General features: G+C 43.3%; 16 protein-coding genes. 8 read left to right on the top strand and 8 right to left on the bottom strand.

Features of this window, described 5'->3' with window-relative positions; all coding sequences use genetic code 11:
• Window positions 1-24 precede the first annotated feature (24 nt).
• From G3R49_RS08765 to G3R49_RS08745, 5 genes are all read left to right on the top strand, one after another.
• Window positions 25-282, top strand: coding sequence for a hypothetical protein (locus G3R49_RS08765; protein WP_167869362.1), 258 nt, complete (start codon window positions 25-27; stop codon window positions 280-282).
• A 79-nt stretch (window positions 283-361) separates the two neighbouring features.
• Window positions 362-1,015, top strand: a complete 654-nt coding sequence (locus G3R49_RS08760) for a MotA/TolQ/ExbB proton channel family protein (protein ID WP_167869361.1) — start codon at window positions 362-364, stop codon at window positions 1,013-1,015.
• A 2-nt stretch (window positions 1,016-1,017) separates the two neighbouring features.
• Complete coding sequence (locus G3R49_RS08755; RefSeq protein WP_167869360.1) at window positions 1,018-1,578, top strand: biopolymer transporter ExbD; 561 nt, start codon at window positions 1,018-1,020, stop codon at window positions 1,576-1,578.
• On the top strand, window positions 1,575-2,099 hold the full coding sequence (locus G3R49_RS08750) for a biopolymer transporter ExbD (protein WP_210147142.1): 525 nt from the start codon (window positions 1,575-1,577) through the stop codon (window positions 2,097-2,099). Before G3R49_RS08755 ends, G3R49_RS08750 begins: the two co-directional genes overlap by 4 nt.
• Complete coding sequence (locus tag G3R49_RS08745) at window positions 2,100-3,077, top strand: AgmX/PglI C-terminal domain-containing protein (protein ID WP_167869359.1); 978 nt, start codon at window positions 2,100-2,102, stop codon at window positions 3,075-3,077. It abuts the gene before it with no gap.
• Between the two features lie 203 nt (window positions 3,078-3,280).
• Here G3R49_RS08745 and G3R49_RS08740 read toward each other — a convergent pair whose 3' ends face one another.
• The gene (locus G3R49_RS08740) at window positions 3,281-3,520 is read right to left on the bottom strand and encodes a serine protease (protein WP_167869358.1); all 240 of its coding nucleotides are present in this window, start codon (window positions 3,518-3,520) and stop codon (window positions 3,281-3,283) included.
• Window positions 3,521-3,902: 382 nt separating this feature from the next.
• Complete coding sequence (locus G3R49_RS08735; protein ID WP_167869357.1) at window positions 3,903-5,918, bottom strand: FAD-dependent oxidoreductase; 2,016 nt, start codon at window positions 5,916-5,918, stop codon at window positions 3,903-3,905.
• A 163-nt stretch (window positions 5,919-6,081) separates the two neighbouring features.
• Here G3R49_RS08735 and sppA point away from each other — a divergent pair, with 163 nt between their 5' ends.
• The 3 genes from sppA to G3R49_RS08720 all read left to right on the top strand — a co-directional run bounded on the left by sppA (window position 6,082) and on the right by G3R49_RS08720 (window position 10,420).
• Window positions 6,082-7,926: a signal peptide peptidase SppA gene (gene sppA / locus G3R49_RS08730; RefSeq protein WP_167869356.1), complete on the top strand. Its 1,845-nt coding sequence runs from the start codon at window positions 6,082-6,084 to the stop codon at window positions 7,924-7,926.
• Between the two features lie 158 nt (window positions 7,927-8,084).
• Window positions 8,085-9,098, top strand: coding sequence for an asparaginase (gene ansA, locus G3R49_RS08725; protein WP_167869355.1), 1,014 nt, complete (start codon window positions 8,085-8,087; stop codon window positions 9,096-9,098).
• Window positions 9,099-9,436: 338 nt separating this feature from the next.
• Window positions 9,437-10,420 (top strand): hypothetical protein, encoded by a 984-nt coding sequence (locus G3R49_RS08720; RefSeq protein ID WP_167869354.1) that lies wholly within the window; start codon window positions 9,437-9,439, stop codon window positions 10,418-10,420.
• Between the two features lie 105 nt (window positions 10,421-10,525).
• On the opposite strand, the gene G3R49_RS08715 is transcribed toward G3R49_RS08720, so the two are convergent.
• The 6 genes from G3R49_RS08715 to G3R49_RS08690 form a co-directional block, all read right to left on the bottom strand.
• The gene (locus G3R49_RS08715; RefSeq protein ID WP_130597341.1) at window positions 10,526-10,861 is read right to left on the bottom strand and encodes a zinc ribbon domain-containing protein YjdM; all 336 of its coding nucleotides are present in this window, start codon (window positions 10,859-10,861) and stop codon (window positions 10,526-10,528) included.
• Window positions 10,862-11,076: 215 nt separating this feature from the next.
• Complete coding sequence (locus tag G3R49_RS08710; RefSeq protein ID WP_130597342.1) at window positions 11,077-11,955, bottom strand: prohibitin family protein; 879 nt, start codon at window positions 11,953-11,955, stop codon at window positions 11,077-11,079.
• 251 nt (window positions 11,956-12,206) lie between these two features.
• On the bottom strand, window positions 12,207-12,488 hold the full coding sequence (locus G3R49_RS08705; RefSeq protein WP_130597343.1) for a YeaC family protein: 282 nt from the start codon (window positions 12,486-12,488) through the stop codon (window positions 12,207-12,209).
• Window positions 12,485-12,802 (bottom strand): zinc-ribbon domain-containing protein, encoded by a 318-nt coding sequence (locus tag G3R49_RS08700; RefSeq protein WP_130597344.1) that lies wholly within the window; start codon window positions 12,800-12,802, stop codon window positions 12,485-12,487. The genes G3R49_RS08705 and G3R49_RS08700 overlap by 4 nt, the downstream gene beginning before the upstream one ends.
• Before the next feature lie 29 nt (window positions 12,803-12,831).
• Window positions 12,832-13,956, bottom strand: coding sequence for a M14-type cytosolic carboxypeptidase (locus G3R49_RS08695; RefSeq protein WP_167869353.1), 1,125 nt, complete (start codon window positions 13,954-13,956; stop codon window positions 12,832-12,834).
• Window positions 13,957-14,062: 106 nt separating this feature from the next.
• Window positions 14,063-14,734 carry a response regulator transcription factor gene (locus tag G3R49_RS08690; protein WP_130597346.1) on the bottom strand — a complete coding sequence of 224 codons (672 nt, stop codon included), beginning with the start codon at window positions 14,732-14,734 and terminating at the stop codon, window positions 14,063-14,065.
• Between the last annotated feature and the right edge of the window lie 216 nt (window positions 14,735-14,950).

The raw sequence follows: 14,950 nt of genomic DNA, 5'->3' as shown, positions 1-14,950 counted from the left end.
CCACTTTTGGGGCTCACATCCAACATGGCCCATGCTAACAACGAGTCTAACCAGCAAGCTAATGCATCTGGAAACACCATAGTGATTGAGAGTCAGGTAACGGGTACTCAGGAACAACCAAAAGTGATTTACATTATGCCGTGGCAAGGCATCGATCAGGCAGTTCGTGTAGAGGGCGCACAGTCACAAATTCAGTTGCCGCAGTTCAGGCCTATTAACCCAAAACAGTTTCAACAACGTGTGCTCGACTATTCGCTTCAGAACAAGCCGACACAGAATTAAATCTGCAAATAAATAGCAGAAACGATTGCAAATCAACAAGTCGCAGATAAGCGGCGGATAACATAAAAAGGAAGTGACCATGAGCTTTACCGACCATATTATTGCATTCTTACAAAATGGCGGGCCATTTATTTACCCTATTGCCCTAGTGCTGGTTGTAGGTTTAGCCATTACTATTGAACGCTGGCTATACCTTAGCTCGGCAAACCGTAAAAACCGCCAAGCATTTAACCTGATTGGTGCTGCACTTAAATCTGGCGACATCGACGCGATTAAGCAACACGCCAATAACCACAAAGCCCCTGTTTTTGACGTGCTGCACAGTGGTATTAGCCGTTTAGGTCAAGCTAATCGCCGTGAGGATGTTGAGTACGCCATGGAAGAAACCATGATGGAGTACATGCTGCGCCTGGAAAAGCGCACACCTTACATTGCCACTCTCGCCAATATTGCGACGCTACTGGGTCTACTAGGTACCATTATGGGCCTTATTGCCGCATTCTCTGCCGTTGCCAGTGCTGACCCTGCTGAAAAAGCAAATCTGCTGTCATCGAGTATTTCAGTTGCGATGAACACGACCGCATTTGGTTTGATCACCGCGATTCCGCTAATCCTATTTCACTCTAGTTTGCAGACTAAAACCGCAACCATTGTTGACTCGATTGAAGTCGCCGGTATCAAGCTATTAAACTCGCTGTCGTTTAACGCTCAGTGGGATAAAAGCCGAGGCTAACAATGAGAAGACGTCGTCCAAATAGAGAAGACGCGGAGCTCGATATTACCTCGTTTATGAACCTAATGATCGTACTGGTTCCGGTACTGTTATTGAGTTTGGTTTTCTCTCAGGTGCGCATCTTGAACCTGCAGCTGCCAACGCTTTCGCAAAACACTGCAGACAACGATGACAAACCCAAAATTTTAGAACTGGTCATTACCCAAGACAGGTTTGACCTTAATTACCCAGAAGGGATTTTGCTTAAGCGATTCGAGCTTGAGCAAGGTCAATATGACTTCAATGCGCTGTCAGTTTACTTACAAGACTTAAAGCTGACCTTTCAGCAGCAAGGGATTGAGAAAAACGACATCGTGCTGTTGCTTGGTGAAAACGTTGATTACCAAACCATTGTCTCTGCAATGGATACGGTACGCTCATTTAAAGCCGTCGTTGCTGCCAACCTTGTTGATGCTGAGCTGTTTCCGTTGATCTCCCTTGGTGATGCGCCAAGTGACCTACAAGCTACAGAAGATGCATCGCTGCAACGCAGTCAGGCAGCAAATGGAGGTAGCAACTTATGATGAAGCAATCTCCGCGAGCTAAACGCCTAGCGAAACATCACAAGCGCCTAAAAGCTGGCAACAAGTTAAACCTGGTTGCGTTGATGGATATCTTTACCATCTTAGTGTTCTTCTTGATTGTGAATCAGTCTGAAGTTCGCGTGTTGCAAAACATAGAGAAGATAAAGCTGCCAGTGTCGATAGCCGAAGAATTGCCGGTAGAAAATCTAGTCATTACCGTGATAGATCAAACTGTGCTTGTGCAAGACCGCGCTGTTTGGCAAAGCCAGACCGATGACAATATTCATCAGCCGCATGAAGAGTTTGTCAAAGCACTAACCAACGAGCTTAACTATCAGGCAAGTAAACGACCAGAACTGACAGAGTCAGAGCAGCTTAAAGGTCGAGCGGTGACCATTCTCAGCGATGCTTCAACGCCTTACGCCCTGCTTAAGCAGATAATGGCTGCATGCGCCGAAACGGGTTATCGCAACATGTCGTTAGCGGTTGAACAGCAAGCTAAAAAGCTAAGTGAGGGGTAAATGAGCCAAGCAAGTTTAACCTCAACTCAGTTTAGAACCAATAGCGAGCAGTCGATGGGTGATTTATTCACGCCGTCTAAACAAGATAAGCAGTTTAAACTGATTTTGTCACTGCTGTTATTGTGTTACCTGTTCTTCGCTGTATTAGTGCCTATGCTTGAGCAAGCAGAAATTCCAAGAGAAGTTAAAGAGCAGTTGCCACCGCAATTAGCCAAGATCATTCTTAAGGAAAAGCAGCTTCCTCCACCGCCTAAACCAATAGAGCAACCCAAACCTGAGCCTGAAGAGCTTAAAAAAGAGGAAGTGAAGCCCGAGCCTAAGGAAGCAGAAAAAGAGCCACCTAAGATCCCTGTTGCCCCCTCTCGTGAGCAAGCTCGAGAAAAGGCACAAAACGCGGGGTTAGCGGCTATGAAAGATGAGCTGTTCTCTATGCGTGAAGCGTTTGAAGTCAAACCTTCAACCACCACACTGGATAACAGTCAGGCCGATGAAGTTAAAGTTGAGCGCAAGATGATTGCTGCAGCAGCCAGTGAGCAAACTCAAAGTTTAGCTAAATCTTCAGTCACTCAAACTGTGTCTTCTGGTGAGTTAAGCACTAAAAGCACCCAACAGGTGCGTCTTGCTGAAGAGGAAGTCCTCGCACAAGCAGGCGCCGTAGCCGAAAAAGCCAAGCTTTCTAGCAGTAAGGGTCAACGCTCAGAGGAAACGATACGCCGAACCTTGGAAGCGAATAAGTCGCGTATGTACTCTTTGTATAACCGCGCACTTAGGAAAGATCCTATGCTTAAAGGCAAGGTGATGTTTCAAATCACGATTGAGCCAAACGGTAGCATCAGTGCGGTAAAAATTAACTCTAGCGAGTTAAACAATGCCAAGCTTGAACGTCAGTTAACGCTAGTCTTACGCAAGATTAAGTTTGCTGCAGAAGATGTCTCAGTAATGACCACGATTTGGTCAATTGACTTCCTACCGAGTTAAGACAACAAACTCGTCAGATTAGGCATCCAATAAAAAGGTGTTTCGCTGCAGAGTGAAACACCTTTTTTATCAGCCACCTTCAGTAGGTCGTGACCATTCGAATAGGCATTACCTATCTATTCAAGTGGTTTCCCAGAACTGGCAACTTTAGTTCAGCTAGGAGTGAGTTACGTTCGAGCAAAGATTGTTTTTACAATAAAGAATTACTTACTGCAAAAAGCGTCGAATGCTTTCTCGGTGTTTTCAAAACCCTTTTCTTCCGCTAGCTCCCATGGACGTTCACATTGATTAGTCGCTGCGCACCAGGTGTAACCAGCAGAGCCAATACAGCCATGTTCACCACGATCGCTACCGGGCATATTCTTTGGCTCAGTTTGTGCTGCGCAGCCTACCAACAATGCCGCAAATGATAGTCCTACAAGCTTGATTAAAGTGTTTTTCATCGAAGTGTCCTTGCTTTATATGATACCAATTAGCACAAGAATGTGATCATTCTTACTAGTTAAAATCGCTTATAACTTCGTTAGAAATCTTGTAGGTAGAACAACTAGCTAGCTGCAATTTCCGCCTTGTTCTAAACGATTTTTCCTGCGTAATATCTGATCACTTACTTATTCCAATTGGTATGAAAATCCGCTCGCAATACATTTCGAAAACGGACTTAATGTAAGTAGTGACTTAATCCTAGTTGCAATTGCATCACTAAGAAATATTTAAGACATTAGTATTAAACGAAAAACGCTAGGCTAAGGATTTAAACTAAATAGACATAAAAAAACCTAGCGAAGTGCTAGGTTTTTGTATTTGACGTTGAGCGACTAAAGGCTAGATTTGCATCGCCAGCTCAGCGCCTTGGCGAATTGCACGTTTAGCATCAAGCTCTGCGGCAACGTCAACACCACCTATCATATGTACAGGCAAACCAGTCGACTGCATTTGCTCAAGCATACTGCGGTTTGACTCTTGTCCTGCACACAAGACAACATTGTCAACATCAAGTACCTGTTGTTTGTTATCAATAGTGATGTGTAAGCCATTTTCATCGAACTTGTCATAGCTAACACCAGTATGCATTTTAACGTCGTGTTGCTTAAGCACGCTGCGATGGATCCAGCCGGTAGTTTTACCTAAGCCCTTACCCATCTTAGTCGTTTTACGTTGTAGTAAGTACACCTCACGGCTAGGCTTGTGTTGCTCTGGCTCTGTTAAGCCGCCCGCATCAGTGTATTGGTTATCAATACCCCACTGCTTGAGCCACTTCTCAGGTTGCAACGTCGAAGACTCTTGCTCGCATAAAAAGTGCGCCATATCAAAACCAATGCCACCAGCACCAATAAGTGCGACCTTTTCGCCAACTTCAACGTCGCCATTAAGCACTTGTTGATAATTAACCACTTTAGGGCTATCAAAACCCGGCAGTTTTAGATCGCGTGGTACAACACCAGAAGCTACGATGATCTCATCAAACTTGTCATTGGCAATGACATCCGCATCTAAACGAGTATTTAAACGTAAATCAACATTATGCAGCTTAATTTGGTTAAGGAAGTAACGGATGGTTTCATCAAACTCTTCTTTGCCTGGAATTTTACGGGCAAGGTTGAATTGACCGCCAACTTCGCCTTTTGCTTCAAACAGCACGACATCATGCCCGCGTGATGCCGCATAAACAGAGAACGCCATACCAGCAGGACCAGCGCCCATTACAGCTAAGCGCTTTTTATTTTTGGTGGGTTTAAAGTTAATCTCAGTTTCATAACATGCTCGTGGGTTAACCAAACACGTAGCACGCTTCATAGAGAAAGTATGGTCAAGACATGCCTGGTTACAACCAATACAAGTGTTAATTAGCTCGCTTTGATTTGCAGCAGCCTTGTTCACAAATTCTGCATCAGCAAGAAATGGACGCGCCATCGACACCATATCTGCTTGACCAGAGGCGATAATATGTTCACCTATTTCTGGCGTGTTAATACGGTTTGTCGCAACTAACGGTACTTTAACTTCAGATTTTAAACGCTCAGTCACCCAAGCGAATGCGCCGCGAGGCACGCTAGTCGCGATTGTCGGGACACGTGCTTCATGCCAGCCGATACCGGTGTTAATAATGCTTACGCCCGCTTGCTCCAGCCACTTACCAAGTTGCACGACTTCATCCCAGGTAGAGCCATTATCTACCAAGTCGAGCATGGATAAGCGGAAGATAATGATAAAGTCTTTACCGACTTTTTCGCGGATCGCTTTAACGATCTCCAACGGGAATTGCGCTCTGTTTTCAAACGCGCCGCCCCATTTATCTGTTCGCTTATTGGTGCGAGCACAAATAAATTGGTTAATTAGATAGCCTTCAGAGCCCATCACCTCTACACCGTCATACCCTGCGCGTTTGGCAAGCTCTGCGCTATTAGCATAGTGTTTAATGGTTTTGTCTACCTGTCTTGAAGACATGGCAGAAGGTGAAAACGGCGTGATAGGCGATTTGATCTTACTTGGCGCTAAACTAAATGGATGATAACCATAACGCCCAGCATGCAAGATTTGCATACAAATTTTACCGCCGCCATCATGTACAGCGTCTGTCACAATGCGGTGTTTACTAACTTGCCATGGGTAGGTTAGCTGACATGCATGAGGTGCTAGACGGCCACGAAAGTTTGGTGAAATACCACCAGTAACAATCAGACCTACGCCACCTTCAGCTCTTTCCTTATAAAATGCAGCTAGTTTCTCAAATCCGCCTTTTTCTTCCTCTAAGCCTGTGTGCATTGAGCCCATCAGTACGCGATTTTTTAGCTGCGTAAAGCCTAGATCTAAAGGTTCTAATAAATGTGGAAACGACATTCAAACATCCTTTTTAAACAAGTGATTTAAACCAGCATACCTTTTCAGTTAATCAACGGCAATCCCTGGCAAAGCAGATTGTTAAAATCCTTTACAATTCAATTAACCATTTAACTTTGAATTCGGTTAGCATAAGCACATTAGATTGTTACAGGAGTAGCTAATGGCTGATAAACCGTCATTTTTAAAGAAGATGTTTACCCTCATTGGTAAAGTCATTAATGGCATTCGTCTAGTTATTGTTAATTTGGTTTTCTTTTCCGTATTAGCGATTATTTTCGTGGCCTTAATGGTTGGCGAAGATGAGATCATTGTTGAAGATAATTCAGCGCTCGTGCTCGACTTAACCGGTCACATTGTTGACCAGAAACGCTATGTCGACCCGTTTGAAGCCATATTACAGCAAAGCAATAACAATAACCCTGATGGTGAAATCTTACTGGCTGATATTCTCTACGTTATCCAAAACGCCACCCAAGACACTCGTATTCAGGCTATCGTATTAGATCTCGCTCAGCTGCGCTCAGCTGGGATCAGCAAAATGACCGCTATCGGTGAAGCGTTAAATGAGTTCCGTGATGCTGGTAAAAAGGTGATTGCTAAAGGCAACAACTATAACCAGCAGCAATACTTTCTCGCCAGTTACGCAGATACCATTTATTTAAACCCACAAGGCAGCGTTTCGCTTGATGGTTTATCTCGTTATCGCCTGTTTTATAAATCAGCTTTAGATAAACTTAAAATCGACATGCATGTGTTCCGAGTCGGTACATATAAGTCGGCAGTTGAACCGTTTATACGCGACGACATGTCAGATGATGACAAACAAGCAAGTGATCAATTACTCGGCGATCTGTGGCAAAGCTACTCACAAACTGTTGGTGCTAACCGCAACGTACCCGCTGATGACCTAGTGTTAGAGCACGAAAGGTTTATGGCTGAGCTCGATAAAGCCGAAGGTGAATTTGCAGTTGTTGCAAAGAATATGCACTGGGTTGATGAGCTCGTTTCTGCTGAAGCATTTCGCAACGCGATGATCGAAATGGTCGGGGTCAGCAATGATGGTGAAAGCTACAAGCATATCGCCTTCAATGATTACCTAAAGCTTAACGCTAAGTTGCCTACCTTTGTAGAAACTGACTCAGTCGGTGTCGTCGTTGCTAAAGGTAATATTCTTAATGGTAAACAGCCTGCCGGACAAATCGGTGGTGACTCAACTTCTGCGCTATTAAAGCAAGCGCGTTTTAATCCAAATATTAAAGCGGTGGTTTTGCGTGTCGATAGCCCAGGTGGCAGCGCATTTGCGTCAGAACAAATTCGCCAAGAAGTATTGGCACTCAAAGAAGCGGGTAAGCCAGTTGTTGTTAGTATGGGCTCGTACGCTGCGTCAGGCGGTTATTGGATTTCTGCCAGCGCCGACTTTATCTACGCAACACCGACTACCCTCACCGGCTCTATCGGTATTTTCGGTATGTTTGCCACATTTGATAAAGCGCTGTCGCACATTGGCGTGAACTCTGACGGTGTTGCCACTTCAGAATGGGCTGGTTTAAGTGCTGCGCGCCCACTCAGTGATAACGTTAAAAGCGTAATTCAACGTCATATTGAAAAAGGTTACCTCAACTTTATCTCGCTTGTTGCCAATGAGCGTGAAATGACACTTGAACAAGTTGACGCTATTGCACAAGGCCGAGTTTGGACAGGTAAACGTGCACTACAGCTTGGCTTAGTTGATGAGCTAGGCGATATAGACCAGGCCGTTGCTAAAGCTGCCGAGCTTGCCAATATGGACAAGTTTGATACCAAGTTGGTTGAAGAGCCACTATCGCCTGAGCAAGTATTTGTTCAGCAGCTAATGGGCGCAACAGCAGAGTTTATTCCACCAAGCTTTGTAAACAGCTCTATTGCAAGCCAAATGCTAAATCAATTTGGCAGCGCACTTGAGCAATTTGCTATGTTTGATGACCCAAACCATGCTTACCTCTACTGTGAGGCATGTAACTTTTAGTTTGAATGAGCTACATACGCTTTCGCTGCATTGGTTTTCTACAAGATTAGAAAACTCACAAATTTAAATAAAAGCCTGCAAATGCAGGCTTTTTTATTGGGTTAATGTTTGTTTACTCGTATACTTGCGCCATAAATCATAAGTAACGAATTCCCTTCATGACTAAACGCTCCATCTATGTCGCTTATACCGGCGGTACTATCGGTATGCAAAAAACTGAAAATGGCTTCGCACCTGTGGCAGGCTTTTTAACTGGCTGTGTGCAATCTATGCCAGAGTTTTATCATGAAGAAATGCCAGATTTTGTGATTCATGAATACAGCCCGCTGATCGATTCATCAAATATGGCGCCTACAGATTGGCAGATGATTGCCGACGACATTAAAGCCAATTACGACAAATACGATGGTTTTGTTATTCTTCATGGCACAGACACCATGGCATATACCGCCTCTGCGCTGTCTTTCATGTTGCACGGCTTGTCTAAACCTGTGATTGTTACTGGCTCGCAAATCCCGCTTGCACAGCTCCGCTCCGATGGCCAAACCAACTTACTTAACTCGCTTTATATTGCGGCCAATTATCCTGTGGCTGAAGTATGCCTGTTTTTCAATAACAAGCTATTTCGCGGTAATCGTTCAACCAAAGCCCATGCTGATGGTTTTGATGCCTTCGCATCGCCAAACTTCCCAACCCTATTGGAAGCTGGAATTAAAATCAGTCTAAAAGCAGGCAAAATAAGTACGGCGACAGCGCTGCCATTAGATGTTGTCACCATCAGCCCACAACCCATTGGTGTGGTGACGCTTTACCCTGGTATGGCGGTGGATATTTTTAAGAATATTCTGCAGCAACCCGTTAAAGCGCTGATATTACAAACCTATGGTGTGGGTAATGCACCGCAAAACAAAGCCCTGCTAGACACATTAAAGCAAGCAGACGAGCAAGGCATTGTCATCGTCAACCTAACTCAGTGCTTTCAGGGGCAAGTTAATATGGGCGGTTATGCGACTGGTAATGCGTTGGCGAACGCCGGAGTCATTTCAGGTGGTGATATGACGGTAGAGGCTGCGCTTGCGAAACTGCACTTTTTACTCTCAATTAGCTTAACAAGCGAGCAGATCAAAGCCAAAATGCAGCAAAACCTGTTTGGTGAACTAAGCGTTGAGTAATTGAAACGCCAGCTAGGTTAAGCCTTGCTAACTCCTTTCACCCAGAAAAAATCAAAAAGCAATGCATTGGCATTGCTTTTTTGTTTGTACTACTCGCACCTCGACGTAGCTGAATATTCGTTTCAACTATAGCAAAGGCCTACTAACCCGATAGTGGTCGCTCTGCGAACCAACTAAGATTTACTCAACATTGCCTATGGCTTACGTCAATTTACACTTTAATAAGCTAAAATCGCCGCACTGTTTCAAGTTAATCATCTACATTGGAACGCGTCATTTAAACGCACCAGCAATTAAACGCTACACTTACACTTCAATAATCAATTTCGGATTCTTTAATGCAAATCTCCAACAAACACTTGTTAACCTCAGCTGCATTAACGCTATTACTTAGTGGTTGCTCTCAAACTAGCCCTCGCCCGGTAAACACAGATATATCTGATTACACGGGTACAGCAAGTATTACACAAGGCCGAGCTACGACAGTAATTGATAATCTATTTCAGTGTAACAATGGTCGAAGTCGTATCGCTGGTATTGGCAAAATTACTGACAACAAGGGCAAAGTTTGGACCGTACCCGCTGAAAATCACTATACCAGTGCGATGAAAGCGTACGATCTTTATGAGGAGTGTGCCAACATCACACCTAAAGACATTGCTAGTGTAGATGAAGACTCAATTCCCATTGTTGTCGTTGATGCGGACGGGGAAGAAATCACAGGGTATATTTTTGCCGACAATTATTTTGAACTATACATAAATGGCAAACTTATCGCTGTCGATACTGTTCCTTTTACGCCATTTAATTCAAGTGTCGTTAAATTCAAAGTAAACAAGCCGTACACCATTGCTGTAAAGGTAATTGATTGGGAAGAAAACCTTGGCTTAGGCACAGAAGATAACCGTGGCAAGGCATATCATCCAGGTGACGGTGGATTTATCGCAAGTTTTAGCGATGGCACAGTCACTAACGCAGATTGGCAAGCTCAAACCTATTATACCGCGCCTATTTATGCTTTAAGTTGTTTAACTGAACTGGGTAACAAGCGTTTATCTGAATCTTGCACAGTTGAAGGCATCGATGATGGCGAAAATGCTTATGCTGCGCACTGGGCAACCCCTAATGGTTGGATGAAGCAAGACTTTGATTCAAACGATTGGCCTCAAGCTACACTTTACTCGGACGATGAAATTGGCGTGAACAATAAAAAGGCCTACATGAACTTTATTGATAAGTTCAGCGGTGCGGGGGCAAGCTTTATTTGGTCAACCAATGTGGTATTAGATAACGAAGTACTGCTTAGATACCAAGTAAACTAGCTTTCACTCAGCGTTTTTTCTCTAGTTCAAACAGTTATGGTTAGCCTAAACATAACTGTTTAATGAATTCGATTCTAGCACCCAGGGTAGAGTACAGTCTTACCCTTATGCCTTTTTAACAAACTGAGCTGTGATCATCATTTCGCCTGCACCATCAACTTTGCAGTCGAGCTGATGATCTTTAGTATCAAAAATTCGTCTTACCAGCGCTTTAGTGCCTATCTTTAATCCTTGGGAACTGCCCTTCACTTTCAAATCTTTGGCAATCGTGACCTTGTCGCCTTCGGTTAAGACAGTGCCATTAGCGTCTTTAACAATGACTAACTCTTGTTCGGCTAACTCTTGTGGGTTCCATTCATGACCACATTCAGGGCAGATTAGCTGACTTTGATCTTGATATACATACTGGGACTGACAAACTGGGCATGGAGGTAATGACATAACGCACTCGTGAGGGACAACTAACAATGAATTACTTTGATACTGGCGCATACTTTAATCATATCGAGGGTTAGTTTCAATCACAGCAATTGAATGAGCCAATTAATGCACCAGATAGAAGTTGAGATAGCTGTATAGTTGAAATAGTTGGGTACAAAAAAGCCGGCGCAAATAAGCATTTGTGCCGGATTTATACGGTAGACGTGTTTAAAGAATTACTTTTTCTCGTCTCTTAAATCCATAATTGGCATCGCACCGTCACCTAACATGGTTGAAGGCAACTTACCGTCCCAAGCTTGCGCTTCAGTCAGCTTAACAATTAGTGGATTGTTCTTAAGTGCTTTAGCTTTTGCTTCAATCGCCTGAGCTTCAGCTTTACCTTTAAGTAAAATTGACTGCGCTTCAGCTTCAGCTACTTTCAAAATACCTTTTGCTTTCGCATCTGCAGTATTTACTGCACGTAACGCTTCAAGGCGCTGACGCTCAAGTTTATGCTCTTCCGCGGCTGCTAAGTTCTTTTCAGTTTGCTTAATTTCAATTGAGTTAATGTACTTTTGCGGTAGCACGATATTCTCAATTTGAATGTTATCAACAATAACCGGGAATCCTTCCATCTCAGCCGCTAAACGGTGCTCAATTCCTTGAATTGCGCTGGCGCGATCCTGAATAAGCTGCTCAGCTTCAAACTGCGGGATAGTATCTTTGGTTGCTGAGCGGAAACGCGGATCAAGAATGCGTTGCTCAAACTGAGTTAAGCCGCCATATTTTTTAAATAGATCTAGCGCAGCTTCTTTATTTACCGTCCAGTTCACAGAAACTTCAACAGTAACAGGCATTTGCTCTTTGGTGCTAGATGCCATCTTTTCGGCATTTTTACGGGTACGCACTTCGATCATCTCGACGGTTTCAATGAATGGGATTTTAAAATGTAACCCAGGGTTTTCTTGCCCTTTAGCTTCACCGAAACGTTTGATTACGCCAACATGGCCTTCAATAACAATGTAATAGGAGTTGATTACTGCAACAATAATCAATAACAGAGGTAAGAATTTGACCCAATTTAAATTTAACGTTTTTATTTTGTCTTTAATCAAAACATATCCTTGTATACGGCATTGAATTTGCCAATTGACAGAAAATAAACAAGCATAAAGCTTAACAAATTCAACACATTATTTGAATAATTGCATCGGATATTTGCTTGTGATTTATACGTAAACGCGATTTTTAATAACTGAATGGCTAAAGTAACGGCTATCTTGCTTCTGAGTTCATCAATATAAAAAAGCCGCTAATAACATTATTAGCGGCTTCGTCTATCATCATTGCAGGTTAAGTATTCGCGTTACAGATCTTTCTCTTTAAACGCTGCGATACTCTCGCCCTTGAATTGTTTTTTTAACTCAGATTTAGAAAGCTCATTGATTTCGCCACCTTGAGCAATGGTGAAATGGTCTGTTTGATCCATCTTGCGCGCTTGATATAGCATCACCACTTGCAAGGTATGCTCGCGTTGCTCGTCTGTTAATACAGAGCCGTCTTCCCACTTGCCCAGTTCTGATGCTGTGCGCAGACGCTCGTATACCTCAAAAGGCATTTCATCAATAACTTGATTTAGATCCTTCATACTGATTTCCGTTTATGGAGCACAATCCGCACTCGAGTGATCAAATAACCAATAAAACCAATGGCAAAGCATGCACTTGAGATTATTAACTTATATCCCTGCGCAACTTCACCGCCCCAAAACCACAATACGGCACCAAAAACGAATAAGGTCATAAAGATAAAGCTGTGATTCATCAACTTGTTGCTTTTCTCAATATGACGGATCGTGGCTTTCGACTCGCTTTCGCCCGCCATAGAGGTATGGCAGTGACTGCACGTCTTAGCTTTATCTGAAATGCGTTTTTGACAATTTGGGCAATTAATCAATGCCATTGGTGTCTCCTAATAACGACAAGGATAACTTACAGATCATCAACCACAGCAAGCATTGCAATAAGCGATGCTTCACCTAGGTATACACTACGCTCTGGTGACCAGCCCACCAGCGGATCAGGCAAGTTAGCATTATCTTTAAATGGCATTTCTAAGGTGTTTGCCAAACAAGAGAATGTGTTACCTACCCAGTTTGAACCAACTGTTAGGTTTGCTTTTCCGGGCTCGTCTTTGTCGTAACCAAACTCAGTTTGGAAGTCGGCACTTGCAAGTAATAAGGCATCATTGAACTTCTTATTCACTGCCGCCATTTTGTCATTATAAACAGGTACACCTTCACAGCCCGCTAGGAACACATAAGGTAAGCCTTCATCACCATGAACATCGTAAAATAAATCGACACCGGTTTCGTGCATCTTATTTACAACGTAATAAACCTCAGGGCTTTTCTCCAAACTTGGTGATTGCCATTCGCGGTTAAGGTTTGTACCCACGGCATTGGTACGCAGGTGACCACGCACGCTGCCATCTGGGTTCATGTTAGGCACAATGTAGAAATTAGCTTTATCGAGCAAAGTCTTAGCTGTGGCGTTATCGCTATCAAGCAGTTGGTTAAGTAAACCTTCAACCAACCATTCGGCCATAGTTTCACCTGGGTGTTGGCGCGCGGTGATCCAAATGTTTTTCTTAGCCGGATCGCCATCACCAACCTTAAGTAAGGTCATGTCACGGCCATCAAGGGTTAAACCTAAATGCTCAAGACTCACAGATGGGTGTAGCTGAACTTCGCTAATTAGATCTAAATGACGCTCGTAACTGTATGGAGCGAAGTACGCGATTTGAATAGCTTCACAATCAAGGTCAACGTGAATGGTTAGCTTACCATTCTCGTAACTTGTCGGCAGACGGAACCAGTGATTACGGTCGTAACTGGCAACAGCTTGATAATCTTCCCAACCTTTAGGGTAAGACGCACTGCCAGCGTTGAGGATATTAAGGGTATAGTTTTGGCCAACTTCACCTTCAAAGCGGAAGTTAAACCATTGATAGAATTCGTTACCTACATCTGGGCGAATATTAAGTTGGATATCATCGGCTTTATCGATACTTACAACTTCAATATTACCACCGTCGAAATTTGCGCTGATCCGCATAGTGCATCCCTTGTACTTGTTATCTCTGTCGAGAATTTGTGTTGGGCAATAGCGAGTGAACAATTGCCCTAGGTCGCAGGGATTCTAGCAAATACCGCGCAGGAGTTTAAGCGGCGACAAAGGTAAAACTGTAACCTCGACCGCGAACTGTATTAATTAGTTCACGGGGTAAGTTACCAAGAGCTAGTTTTTTACGGGTATTACTGACATGCATATCTAAGTTCCGGTCAAATTTACCGTAATCTTTTGATAAGACATTGCGTTGCAGTTCAGCTTTTGTGACAACCTGCCCTTGTTGATCGTATAAATATTTAAGCAGTCGGTATTCGGTTTGCGTCAATGTCGAGGATTTATCGTTGTACCGAACTGTGTAACTTAAATCATCAAAGAACAATGCCATTGGTTGGCTATGAGCAACATCTTTTTTAAATCGACGTGCCAGCACTTTAAATTTAAGCTGCAACTCTCGCAGATTATAAGGCTGCGGCAGGTAATCATCAGCACCTGATTCAAACGCGGTTAAACGTTCGTCATCGTTGCTCTCATGTGCCAGTGCGATAACCGGTACATTGGCGCGTTGAGATAGTAATAGCCATAAGCTATCCATTTGCTCAACGCTTAGGTCTAACAATACAACATCCAACGCGAGCGTTTCTATGCGAACTAAGGCATCAAGCGCGTTATTAACAATATGTGGCTGGTAGCCAAGCGCAATCAAATCACGCTCTATGCCGTCGTGATTTTTGTGCGACTGCTGGATGATAAGAATATCTGTCATATCTGGCCCTGTATTCGAGTCCGTATATTGTTATTTAGAGTCGGACTTAATCAGCTAAAACTTAAATCGATTATTAAAACCTAGTACTTTAAAAGAGTAGGACTTAAATAAGAATGATTTTCATTAACGTTAGCATGAAGTTTTGTTTGATACTAGGTGTTAAGACAAGAATTTTAAGAGCAATTAACAAAATTGAGATCTACACAACAAAAATGC

Origin of the sequence: Shewanella sp. WXL01 (assembly GCF_012263345.1) — a bacterium.
Classification (GTDB): domain Bacteria; phylum Pseudomonadota; class Gammaproteobacteria; order Enterobacterales; family Shewanellaceae; genus Shewanella; species Shewanella maritima.
Note: the sequence above shows the minus strand (reverse complement) of the source record. Positions and strands in the feature narration are given on the sequence as shown.

Coding starts and splice junctions, on each gene's coding strand:
- G3R49_RS08705 (WP_130597343.1), bottom strand. CDS start 12,488: ATGAAGGATCTAAATCAAGTTATTGATGAAATGCCTTTTGAGGTATAC.
- G3R49_RS08765 (WP_167869362.1), top strand. CDS start 25: ATGGCCCATGCTAACAACGAGTCTAACCAGCAAGCTAATGCATCTGGA.
- G3R49_RS08700 (WP_130597344.1), bottom strand. CDS start 12,802: ATGGCATTGATTAATTGCCCAAATTGTCAAAAACGCATTTCAGATAAA.
- sppA (WP_167869356.1), top strand. CDS start 6,082: ATGGCTGATAAACCGTCATTTTTAAAGAAGATGTTTACCCTCATTGGT.
- G3R49_RS08740 (WP_167869358.1), bottom strand. CDS start 3,520: ATGAAAAACACTTTAATCAAGCTTGTAGGACTATCATTTGCGGCATTG.
- G3R49_RS08695 (WP_167869353.1), bottom strand. CDS start 13,956: ATGCGGATCAGCGCAAATTTCGACGGTGGTAATATTGAAGTTGTAAGT.
- G3R49_RS08745 (WP_167869359.1), top strand. CDS start 2,100: ATGAGCCAAGCAAGTTTAACCTCAACTCAGTTTAGAACCAATAGCGAG.
- G3R49_RS08715 (WP_130597341.1), bottom strand. CDS start 10,861: ATGTCATTACCTCCATGCCCAGTTTGTCAGTCCCAGTATGTATATCAA.
- G3R49_RS08750 (WP_210147142.1), top strand. CDS start 1,575: ATGATGAAGCAATCTCCGCGAGCTAAACGCCTAGCGAAACATCACAAG.
- G3R49_RS08755 (WP_167869360.1), top strand. CDS start 1,018: ATGAGAAGACGTCGTCCAAATAGAGAAGACGCGGAGCTCGATATTACC.
- G3R49_RS08720 (WP_167869354.1), top strand. CDS start 9,437: ATGCAAATCTCCAACAAACACTTGTTAACCTCAGCTGCATTAACGCTA.
- ansA (WP_167869355.1), top strand. CDS start 8,085: ATGACTAAACGCTCCATCTATGTCGCTTATACCGGCGGTACTATCGGT.
- G3R49_RS08735 (WP_167869357.1), bottom strand. CDS start 5,918: ATGTCGTTTCCACATTTATTAGAACCTTTAGATCTAGGCTTTACGCAG.
- G3R49_RS08690 (WP_130597346.1), bottom strand. CDS start 14,734: ATGACAGATATTCTTATCATCCAGCAGTCGCACAAAAATCACGACGGC.
- G3R49_RS08760 (WP_167869361.1), top strand. CDS start 362: ATGAGCTTTACCGACCATATTATTGCATTCTTACAAAATGGCGGGCCA.